Below are 10,275 nucleotides of genomic sequence, written 5' to 3' on the forward strand. Positions count from 1 at the left end.
CCGTATTTCTGGGTGTCGTAGCGGAAAGTATCGAAATCAAGCTTACCGCGGGTATTGACGAACGCATCCTGCTCGCTGGTGACGATCTGGTAGTGCAGCTTGCTCAGCTCGATATCGGAGGGTTTGAGCTCTCCGGACGGGTTGATAAATTCGCCTACGCGTACCCGGGTCACCAGATAAATCAGCTCGTTGAGCTTGATGCTGTAAGGGATGCCTTCCTTCCAGCCCAGCTTGATGTTGCCGACCGATAGCTCGCCAGTGCCCAGACGTACGCCGCTGTCGCCGGGGCGTACATCCGACAGATAACGCACGCCGTCAAAGGCAAAACGTCCTTTACTGGCGGCATCGAGGACAAACCCCGGCGAGTCGGCCTCCAGCAGGTATTCTTTGAAGCCGCGTCCATAGTCGACCTTGAGGTCGAAGCCCTGCCAGTTCATCTTGACGCCGGCCAGCGTTTCTTCGTAATCGAACTTGGGAATATTGACCTTGAGTTCACCGCCGCCGCCAAAGCCCAGACGGTTGATGACGGTAATCGGCTCGGCTTCGCCAAAGAAACGCGATAGCGTCTTGCGCGTAGCCGGGCTCATGTCGAATTCGGTGGTAACCAGTGCCCGTGCCGGAATCAGGTTAAAGCCGGAAAGACCGGGCAGGGGACCATGCTGGACCTTGTTGGTGTAACGCAGCGTGCCAGCCAGCAGCGGGCGCAGGTTTTCCGGCAATGCACCCAGATAAGGGCCGAGCAGGTTTTTGTTCAGCTCAAGCTCGGTGGTTTCGGTCGAGGAGAACCAGCCGCGCTGATAGCTGTGCGACTTGATGGTAAACATCGACATGCCGGATAGCAGGCGGTGCTGCTCGCTTAGCGTCTCCTCGGCCTTGATGCCTGCCCAGTAGGAAAAGCCGCCATAAAGGGCGGCAAAGGTCACGGCGCTTGCTGCTGCCAGTTTCCAGCTTTGTTTCTTGATGTTCACGGGTCCTGCCTGAGAATAAATCCAGACTGGCATCTTACAATATTCGGCTCCGGCTGACGATGGCCATCCCCTGCAATAAAAATAGCCATGCCATAAAAATAAAAGATAGAATCGAGCAATCTGTCTAATTCAAGGTGCAAGCTCGAGATGCAGTGGCTTAATGGTTTGTTAGATCTTCCCTGGTGGGGCTATATAGTGGTGGCGCTGGGCTTGACCCATATCACGATTGCGGCCGTGACTATCTTTCTGCACCGCCATCAGGCACACCGTGCGCTGGATTTGCATCCGCTTCCCAGCCACTTCTTTCGTTTCTGGTTATGGCTGACAACGGGCCAGGTGACCAAAGAGTGGGCCGCTATTCATCGCAAGCATCACGCCAAGTGCGAGACGGCTGAAGATCCGCACAGTCCTGTGGTGCTGGGAATACGTAAGGTCTTGTGGCAGGGCGCCGAGTTGTACCGCTCCGCCTGCAAGGATAAAAGCATTATGGAGAAGTTCGGTCACGGTACGCCCGACGACTGGATAGAGCGCAACTTGTACACGCGTCACACCGGCAAGGGGGTGGTGCTGATGCTGATTATCAATCTGGTGCTATTCGGGCCTGCCGGGCTGTCGATCTGGGCGGTACAGATGCTGTGGATTCCGTTCTGGGCTGCCGGCGTGATCAACGGTATCGGCCACTACTGGGGCTACCGTAACTTCGAAAATGAAGATGCGGCGACCAATATCGTCCCGTGGGGCATTCTGGTGGGCGGTGAAGAGCTGCATAACAACCACCATACTTTTGGTACCTCGGCCAAACTGTCGTACAAATGGTTCGAGTTCGATATCGGCTGGATGTATATCCGCATCCTCGAGATTCTGCACCTGGCCAAGGTGCGCAAGGTGGCGCCGCGCCTGATCGTGGATGCCAACCGCAATGTGGTGACGGCTGATAGCCTGCAGGCGGTGATTGCCAATCGTTACGCCATTGCCGCACGTTATGCGCGTGAGCTCAAGGCGGTGTATCACAGCGAACTGGCCAAAATCCACGTGCCCGAACTGGGCGGGCCGGCAATCAGTGGCAAGATGAAGATCTGGCTCAAGCAGGATGCCAAGGACACGCCGGAGGCCGAGCGCGCGCAACTGGCTCAGGTGCTGGCACATAGTGACGTACTCACTACGGTGTACAGTATGCGTCAGGAGCTGACCCGCTTGTGGGAGCGTTCTACCCTGACGCGCGAGCAGCTGGTCAAGGAGTTGCAGGACTGGTGTATTCGTGCCGAGCAAAGCGGCATTGCTGCGCTGGAAGAGTTTAGCCGCAAGTTGCGCGGGGCAGCGCTGGCCTGATTGCGCTATTCTGTTTCGGCAACGGCCTTCTTGTCATGGAGGGCCGTTTTGCATTCGCGGGCGGGATGGGTACACTATGCTTTTGTCACTTACATATTAACAAAGGATTGCCATGTCTTTATATCGCCACAAAGCCGGTGCGCGTCTGGCCGAAGCCGTTGTCAGCAATGGCCTGATCTTTATGGCCGGTCAGGTACCGGAAAACACCGAGGCGGATGCCCAGGCGCAAACCGCCAATGTACTGGCCCAGATCGACGCCATACTGGCTGAACTGGACTCGAGCAAGGCCAAGCTGGTGGATGCGACGATTTATCTGGCGGATCTGGCCGATTACGCGGCGATGAATGCGGCGTGGGATGCATGGGTGATTCCGGGGCAGACTCCGGCGCGTGCTACGGTACAGGCCAAGCTGGCTAATCCGGCATGGAAGGTCGAAATCAAGGTTGTTGCCGAGCGCTGAGCGACACCCCGTAATCAAAAGCCCCGCTGCGAAAGTAGCGGGGCTTTTGTGTTTAATGGCCGGCGTCCACCACCGTGCCGCCACCGGCAGGCTTGAATGGCGGCCTGGCAAACCAGACCACGACGGTTAGGGCGATAAACAGAATGGCACACAGCCAGAAGATCTCGTTGGCCGAGATGAAGAAACCCTGACGGGTGATGTCGTTTGCAATCAGGGCAGCAGCTTGCTGCTGGCTGAGTCCGGCCGCCTGCATCTGTGTCAGTGCCGTACCGGTGTTGGCATCGTAGACCGACACATTGCTGGCCAGCGTTACATGGTGTACCGCTTCACGCCGTTCCCACAAGGTGGTGATCAGCGAGGTGCCGATCGAGCCGGACAGGGTGCGCATGAAGTTGGACAGGCTGGAGGCGCTGGCAATCTGGTCTGCCCTGAGTCCGGCCAGCGAGATCATGGTCAGCGGCATGAAAAAACCGGCTACGGCAATGCCCTGAATGAACTGCGGCCACACCACCCAAGCGAAGTCCATCTGCGGGTTAAAAGTGGTGCGCCAGTAAAAGCATACCGCAAACATGAGAAAGCTGGCGGTGACGATCCAGCGCAAGTCCAGTCGCTGCGCATTTTTGCCGATGATGGGCGACAGGATGACCGGCAAAATGCCGATAGGTGCCATCGCCAACCCGGCCTGTGTAGCGGTATAGCCCATCTGCGTCTGCAGCAAGAGCGGCATCAGCACCACCGTACCAAAGTAAAGCATGAAGCCTACGCTCAGGCACAGCACGCCGACGCGGAAGTTGCGGTGGCGGAACAGGCTCAGGTCGACCACGGGGTGCGGATTGTGTTTTTCCCAGACCACCAGATAGGCCAGCGCAATCACGGCCACCAGTGTCAGCGCGATGATTTCCCCCGAGGAAAACCAATCCAGCTCTTTGCCGCGGTCCAGCATGATTTGCAAGGCACCCACGCCGAGCACCAGCAGTACCAGCCCGATGGTGTCTATCGGCTGGGCCGTGATGGCCGTTTCGCGTCCCTTGAGTTCTTTCCAGCTGATGGCGATTGCGGCCAGACCGATGGGCACATTGATAAAGAATATCCAGCTCCAGTGCCAGTTATCCGAGATCCAGCCGCCTAGGATAGGCCCGAAAATGGGCGCGACGATCACCGTCATCGACCATAAGGCCAGTGCCATTCCCTTTTTCGCATCCGGGTAAGCCGCCAGCAACAGGCTTTGCGATAGCGGAATCATCGGGCCTGCCAGTGCGCCTTGCAGTACGCGGAACAGAATCAGCGCTTCAAGATTGGGCGCCACGCCGCACAGCCATGAGGTCACGACAAAGCCCAAGGTGGAAAACAGGAACAGCCTGACTTCGCCCAGCCGCTTGGCCAGCCAGCCGGTAATCGGGATGGCAATGGCGTTGGCGACGGCGAAGGAGGTTATCACCCAGGTGCCCTGGCTCGCCGAGGCGCCGAGGTTGCCGGCGATGGTGGGGATGGCGACGTTGGCAATGGTAGTGTCCAGTACCTGCATGAACACGGCCAGCGACAAGGCCAGCGTGACCCAGGCGCGGCGCGCACCTTCTAGTGGTGGTAGCGGCATGCTTTATCCTTACTGACCCAGATTGGCCGCGATGATCTGGGCGACCTGAGCGTTGGCTCGCGCCAGTTGGCCGCTGTAGATATCGGTCGACAATTGCGGCTTGCCCGCCGGTGCTTTGCTGACCAGCGGGCCGCTGGTGTCGGAAATATCGACGGTCACGTTCATCGACAGACCCAGGCGCAGCGGATGCTGTTGCAGTTCTGCCGGATCCAGCGCAATGCGTACCGGTACGCGCTGTACCACCTTGATCCAGTTGCCGGTGGCGTTCTGTGCCGGTAATAAGGAGAACACGCTACCGGTGCCGGCGGCCAGTCCCACCACCTTGCCTTTGAAGCTCACATCGCCACCGTAAACATCGGCATGTACGGTTGCACTCTGGCCGATGCGCAGGTTTTTCAGCTGGCTTTCCTTGAAGTTGGCATCCACCCACATACTGTTCATCGGCACCAGTGCCATCAGCGGAGTGCCGGGCTGGATGCGCATGCCCAACTGGGCACTGCGTCTTGCGATCTGGCCTTGGGCCGGCGCCAGGACACGGGTGCGCTCCACGGCGAGCGCCGCTTCACGTACCACGGCGGCGGCACGTGCCACTTGCGGGTGCTTGGCCACCGTGTCCGACATGATGAGTTCGCGTTGCGCTTTCAAATCGGCTTCGGCCACCTGCAAGGCTGGGCGGGCGCCGTTGACGGCTTCGCGTGCATGTTGCAGTTCTTCCTGGCCGATGGCGTCATCTTGTCTTGCCTGCTCGCGGCGCTTGAGGTCGCCTTCGGTACGGGACAGCGCCGTGCGGCGCTCGGCAACGATGGCTTCGAGTTTACTCTGCCCGGTGATCAGGGTTCGGGTTTGACGCACGGCCTGAGCCAGCTCGGCTTTGGCGCGTACCAATGCGAGTGTGGTATCGGCAGGGTCCAGTTGTAGCAGTACGCTGCCGGCCTCGACTTGCTGGGTGTCTTCGGCCCCAATGGCGGTAATGGTGCCGCCGATCTGGGCCGATACTGGAATCTGGTTGCCGGCGGCGTAGGCGTCATCGGTGCTTTCCTTGCCCTTAAGAAACAGCAGCCAGTAGGTCAAGAGCACAATGCCGACAAGCGCAACGGCCAGTGTTAGTTTCAGCAGGGCTTTGTTGCGGGCTGTTTTGTCTTTGGTGGGCATTTACTTGTTCTCCATTGCGGTGCTGCCGGCCAATGCGCGCAGCAGGACAGTCTGTGCCTGCAGTTGGCGTGCATGGGCTTCGTTGTTCTCCAGCGCAGCCGCCAAAGTGTGGCGCTGGTCATTGATGTTCTGGCTGGGGGCGATCAGCCCGCTGGCTAGCCGGCTGTGACTGCGGCGTGCAATGCGCGCCTGCGTCACGAGCGCAGCGCGGGTCGCTGTATACGCCTGCTGACTGCCTTGAGTCTGGCTGACGCTGTCGGCCGCTTCTTGTATCGCAGCCAGCAGTGTCTGGTTGTAAGACGCGATGGCCGCGTCGTAGTGCGCGCTGCGCGCATCCAGTGCGGCATTGAGCGCGCCGGAATGAAATAAGGGCAGCGTGAACCCGGGGGTGATGGCGCTGGCAAGCGCGCCTCTGCTGAACAGGTCGCCCAGGTTCTGTGCCTGTAGTCCGGCAACCGCACCCAGTGTTACATCCGGGTAGAAATCGGCCTTGGCGGCCTTGATGCCGGATGCTGCGGCTTCGACCCTAGCCTGTTGTGCCATGATGTCCGGGCGGCGCGCCAGTGCGCGTGTACTGAGCTGACTGCTGTCCAGCTGCCACTGTGGCAGCGGGTGCAGCGGCAATCCGGCCAATTGTGTGTCGGGCAGGGTGGTGAGGGCCGCGAGCGCGTGACGCGCTTGGGCAATACGGATATTGGCGGTAGCCAGACGTGTAGCCAGTTGCTGTTGCTCGCGCAGCACGCTGTCGCTGGCATCTCCCGAGGCGATGCCGGAGGCTACCAAAGCCTGTGCCTGCTTGAGCTGGCTGGCGAGCAAGCCCTGATCTTGCTGTAGTAGTTGCAGGCTATGTCGGGCCGCCATGTATTCGAAGTACTGGGCGGTGACGGCGCTGGCCAGCCAGTTGCGGCTGTCTTCGGCTTCTAGCCGGGCGGCCTGTTGCTGGCTGTTGGCGGCGGCAAGCAGGGCGCGGGTCTTGCCCCAGAAATCCAGCCGCCAGGATAGATTCAGCGAAAGCTGGTTTAGCGAAAACCAGTTGCCGGCAAGTGGCGGTGGTAGCAGACCATATTCCGAGATGCGCAGGCGCTGGTGTGAGGCCTGTAAATCCAGTTGCGGGCCATCACCGGCATCCGTCAGTGCGAGATTGGCGCCGGCCTGGCGGATGCGGGCTTGTGCCAGCGTCAGTGATGGATGAGCCGCAAGGGCATGGTCTATCAGCTGGTTAAGCTCTTTCTGTTGCAATGCCTTCCACCATGCGCCCTGTGCCTGAACCGGTTGCCGGGCGCCGGCATCTAGCCCATAGCTGGCTGGCGTCAGCTCAATGGCGCGGGGTTGGCCGTCCTTCATGTTTGCGCAAGCAGACAGCAGCAGTAGCGCACAGCCGGCAAGTAGGGGCAGTTTAGTTCGATAGTGATTTATTTTGTAATTCATGTGATAGTCACTTTGGTTACTATATGGGCGTGCAAGCACGCTATGCGCGCCGGCTTTAGCCGGTCAGGCGTGCCAGTAGTTTGCGCTCCAGAGTTTCGAGTTGCCGGCGTTCATCGCTGGAAAAGTCCTGCCATAGCTCCTTGAGGCGGGCACGTTGCACCGGCAGAACTTGCTGGATAAGAGCAAGGCCGGATACCGTCAAGGCCAGTTCGGTTTTACGCCTGTCACCCGGGCAGGGGCGCCGCTGGATCCAGCCTTTCTTTTCCAGTTCGTCGACTACACGAGTGGCATTGGTGCGGGAGAAGGTCATGGCAGACGAAATATCTGACGGGCTGACCCGCTCGTCCGGACAGGAGTAAATCAGCATCAGGGCCATCCACATGGTTTCGTTCAGCTCGTAAGGTTTGAGCGAGGCGTTGAACCAGGCATCGAGTTGCAACTGGGTATAAAAGTGCAGGCGCGTGAGGGTGACTTCTTCACGCGGGGAGCCTGGCATCTTGCTGGCAATACGATCAACCGCATCTTCCAGTTGAACGAGGGGAGTGCAGGGTAGGATGGATTCTGTCATGCCCTTGATGGTAACGGGCGTGACAAAATTGCTCAAGCAATTTATGTGTTTTGCGTCAGCCAGTGATCAATGGCGGTACAGGCTGGAGTGAGCAGATCCGGCATCATGCAGTCCAGCTCTATTTTGTCCATGGCGCGTAGCCATGTCAGTTGGCGTTTGGCTAATTGGCGTGTAGCGGCAACGCCCTTGTCGATAAAGCTGGCGCTATCGTATAAGCCATCCAGATGCTCCCAGGCCTGACGGTAACCGACGCAGCGCATGGATGGCAGTGTCAGCGTGAGTTCGGGGTATTTCTGGCGCAGGGCGTTTACTTCGTCCAGAAAACCGGCCTGCAGCATGAGTTCGAAACGCAGGGCGATACGCTGGTGTAGCCATGCGCGCTCGGATGGAATCAGTGCCAATGGCAGCATATCGAATGGTGCGGCATCGGTGCGCCCCTGCGCATGCAGTGACGACAGTCGCTGGCCTGAAAGTTCGATCACTTCCAGTGCCCGCTGGATGCGCTGCGCATCCCCCGGTGCCAGTCGTGCGGCGGTGATGGGGTCAAGTTCTGCCAGACGTGCATGCATGGCCGGCCAGCCCAGTTCGGCGGCCTCCTGGTCTAGACGTGCCCGCAGCATTGCATCGGCCTGCGGCAGTTCGGACAGACCTTCGCGCAAGGCCTTGAAGTAGAGCATGGTGCCGCCGGCCAACAGCGGAATATTGCCGCGCGCGCTGATTTCGTGAATCAGCCGCGTCGCGTCGTCGTTGAACTGGGCTGCCGAGTAGGCCTCGGTCGGTGCAATGATGTCGATCAGGTGATGTGGGCAGGCGGCCATTTCCGCCATGCCGGGTTTGGCTGTGCCGATGTCCATGTCGCGGTAGACCAGTGCCGAGTCGACGCTGATGATTTCCAGCGGATAGCGGCGGGCCAGTTCCAGTGCCAGACCGGTTTTGCCCGAAGCCGTAGGCCCCATGAGCAGAATGGCGCGGGGAGTCGATGTCATGATGTGTTGTCTTTTAATAAGGGCGGTGTGCATGGTTCAGGCGAATTGCAGTGCCCAGGCTTCGACGTCGGCCAGAATGTTTTGCTTGCGCTCATCCGCAGTCGGCAGCAGTTCGGCAATCTCGTTCATGCAGTTTTCTAGGGTGCGCCCCGGCGGGCAACCCTCGTTCAGTTTCTTGTAGCACCAGTGCTGCCAGCCTTGCTGTTCTTGTGGTGTCAGCGAGTCAGGATAGTTGCGTGCACGGTAGCGCAATAGCAGTCGTCCTAGTTGCGGGTCGGTAAACGCCGGTTTTTCTGCGGCCAGCGCCGTTGCCGAGAGTGTACGCAGGTGCTCCAGAGTGCGTCTGTCGGCCGGTGATACAAAACCGCCATATAAGGCTTCGTCGACATCCAGCGGGGGCATGGCTTCGCGCCGGTATACGGCTTTCCATAAACTATCGAGTGGCGGCAGGGCATGTGCGTTTTTTGCGTGCAGCAGGGCAAGGTCGATGGAAACGCCCAGTTCTTCTGCTCGCGCTGCGGTGAGTACACGCATATCCCGGCATACAAACGGAGATTTGTTGATATGGATAGTCTTCAGCGGCAGACGCTGCAAGCCGGCGCTTTCCAGTTCTTCACGGGAGCTGAACAGGCGCTGGCGGATGATGTCGGCGCTTAGGCCTGCCAACTCTTGCGGGTCATGCGCCAGATCCCAGACGATGACTTCATTCTTGTTGGTCGGATGTTCTGCCAGCGGCCAAACCAGCGCCAGATTGCCGCGTGCAGCGCCATACATGCCCGAAATATGAATAAATGGTGCCGGCGCATGTAGGCTGATCTGGTGGCGCACGCTGTCTTTTTTGCGCAGGGCAAGGCAAAAATCGAATAGCTTGGGCTGGCGCTGGCGGAATAGGCGTGCCAGCGCCAGTGTTGCACGGACATCGGATAAGGCATCATGTGCCGCTTCATGCTGGATGCCGTTGGCTGCGGTCAATTTTTCCAGCTTGAAACTGGGTAACTCATCCTCGCCTTGTGGCCAGACTATCCCGTCAGGGCGTAGTGCGTGCATCGCGCGTGCCACATCCAGAATGTCCCAGCGTCCGCATTCGTTCTGCCATTCACGGGCATAAGGGTCCATCAGGTTGCGCCAGAACAGGAAGCGGGTAACCTCGTCATCGAAGCGTATCGAGTTGTAACCGACGCCTATTGTTCCCGGACGGGAAAACTCGCGCAGGATAACGGCGGCGAATTCATTTTCAGCCACACCGTGCTCCTGACAATACTGTGGGGTGATACCGGTAATCAGGCAGGCCTCGGGCGAGGGGAGAAAGTCGGGGCTGGGGCGGCAATAAAGCATGACCGGCTCCTCGATCTCGTTGAGTTCGCTATCGGTTCGTATGCCTGCAAATTGTGCGGGTCTGTCCTGGCGCGGAATAGCGCCAAATGTTTCATAGTCGTGCCAGAGAAAGGTATGGGCATGCATGATGGTGTAGCCGGTATATAGGAATGGTTGCGATTGTCGCATTGATGCTCGTTTGCGGCTATCTGGTAACCCAAGTGTAGATAGTCGGGTGTTGCCGTTTGTGTGTGTGCTTGTGTTTGTCTTTTTAAATCATCAAGATAGCGGTGATTGCGTGTTGTGTTTAGATTTTGTTAGTGTTTTATCGTCCTGCAATGCTTGACGCCCCTGCCTGTAGTGCGTATATTTCGCCTCCTCAGCTGACGCCGCAAACGAAACAAGCGGATAGGCACTGCTCTTTAACAACACGAACAACCGATAGGTGTGAGTGCTTGGCGATGCCAAACACTCGC

The 10,275-nt window shown here is 58.7% G+C and carries 10 protein-coding genes; 2 read left to right on the forward strand and 8 right to left on the reverse strand.

The features are described 5' to 3' along the window. Positions 1–968: YdgA family protein (locus ACRC1E_RS09030; RefSeq protein ID WP_438514768.1), on the reverse strand; the 968-nt coding region annotated here is incomplete at its 3' end. A 147-nt stretch (positions 969–1,115) separates the two neighbouring features. Here ACRC1E_RS09030 and ACRC1E_RS09035 point away from each other — a divergent pair. Further along, positions 1,116–2,297: a DesA family fatty acid desaturase gene (locus tag ACRC1E_RS09035; protein WP_438514769.1), complete on the forward strand. Its 1,182-nt coding sequence runs from the start codon at positions 1,116–1,118 to the stop codon at positions 2,295–2,297. 112 nt (positions 2,298–2,409) lie between these two features. Next, a complete protein-coding gene (locus ACRC1E_RS09040) occupies positions 2,410–2,757 on the forward strand; it encodes a RidA family protein (protein WP_438514770.1) in 348 nt (115 codons plus the stop codon). Between the two features lie 52 nt (positions 2,758–2,809). Here the strand turns inward: ACRC1E_RS09040 and ACRC1E_RS09045 are convergent, their stop codons facing one another. The 7 genes from ACRC1E_RS09045 to ACRC1E_RS09075 all read right to left on the reverse strand — a co-directional run. Further along, entirely contained in the window at positions 2,810–4,351 is a 1,542-nt protein-coding gene (locus tag ACRC1E_RS09045) for a DHA2 family efflux MFS transporter permease subunit (protein WP_438514771.1), read from the reverse strand. A 9-nt stretch (positions 4,352–4,360) separates the two neighbouring features. Continuing rightward, positions 4,361–5,503: an HlyD family secretion protein gene (locus ACRC1E_RS09050; protein WP_438514772.1), complete on the reverse strand. Its 1,143-nt coding sequence runs from the start codon at positions 5,501–5,503 to the stop codon at positions 4,361–4,363. Next, on the reverse strand, positions 5,504–6,931 hold the full coding sequence (locus tag ACRC1E_RS09055) for an efflux transporter outer membrane subunit (RefSeq protein WP_438514773.1): 1,428 nt from the start codon (positions 6,929–6,931) through the stop codon (positions 5,504–5,506). Positions 6,932–6,986: 55 nt separating this feature from the next. After that, entirely contained in the window at positions 6,987–7,499 is a 513-nt protein-coding gene (locus ACRC1E_RS09060) for a MarR family transcriptional regulator (protein ID WP_438514774.1), read from the reverse strand. 41 nt (positions 7,500–7,540) lie between these two features. Next, positions 7,541–8,485, reverse strand: a complete 945-nt coding sequence (gene miaA / locus ACRC1E_RS09065; RefSeq protein ID WP_438514775.1) for a tRNA (adenosine(37)-N6)-dimethylallyltransferase MiaA — start codon at positions 8,483–8,485, stop codon at positions 7,541–7,543. Positions 8,486–8,521: 36 nt separating this feature from the next. Continuing rightward, entirely contained in the window at positions 8,522–9,988 is a 1,467-nt protein-coding gene (gene sbcB, locus ACRC1E_RS09070) for an exodeoxyribonuclease I (protein WP_438514776.1), read from the reverse strand. 90 nt (positions 9,989–10,078) lie between these two features. Then, positions 10,079–10,275 (reverse strand): hypothetical protein (locus ACRC1E_RS09075; protein ID WP_438514777.1); only part of this gene is annotated, 197 nt, incomplete at its 5' end.

Source organism: Craterilacuibacter sp. (genome assembly GCF_051659485.1).
In the GTDB taxonomy this organism is placed as follows: domain Bacteria; phylum Pseudomonadota; class Gammaproteobacteria; order Burkholderiales; family Chromobacteriaceae; genus Craterilacuibacter.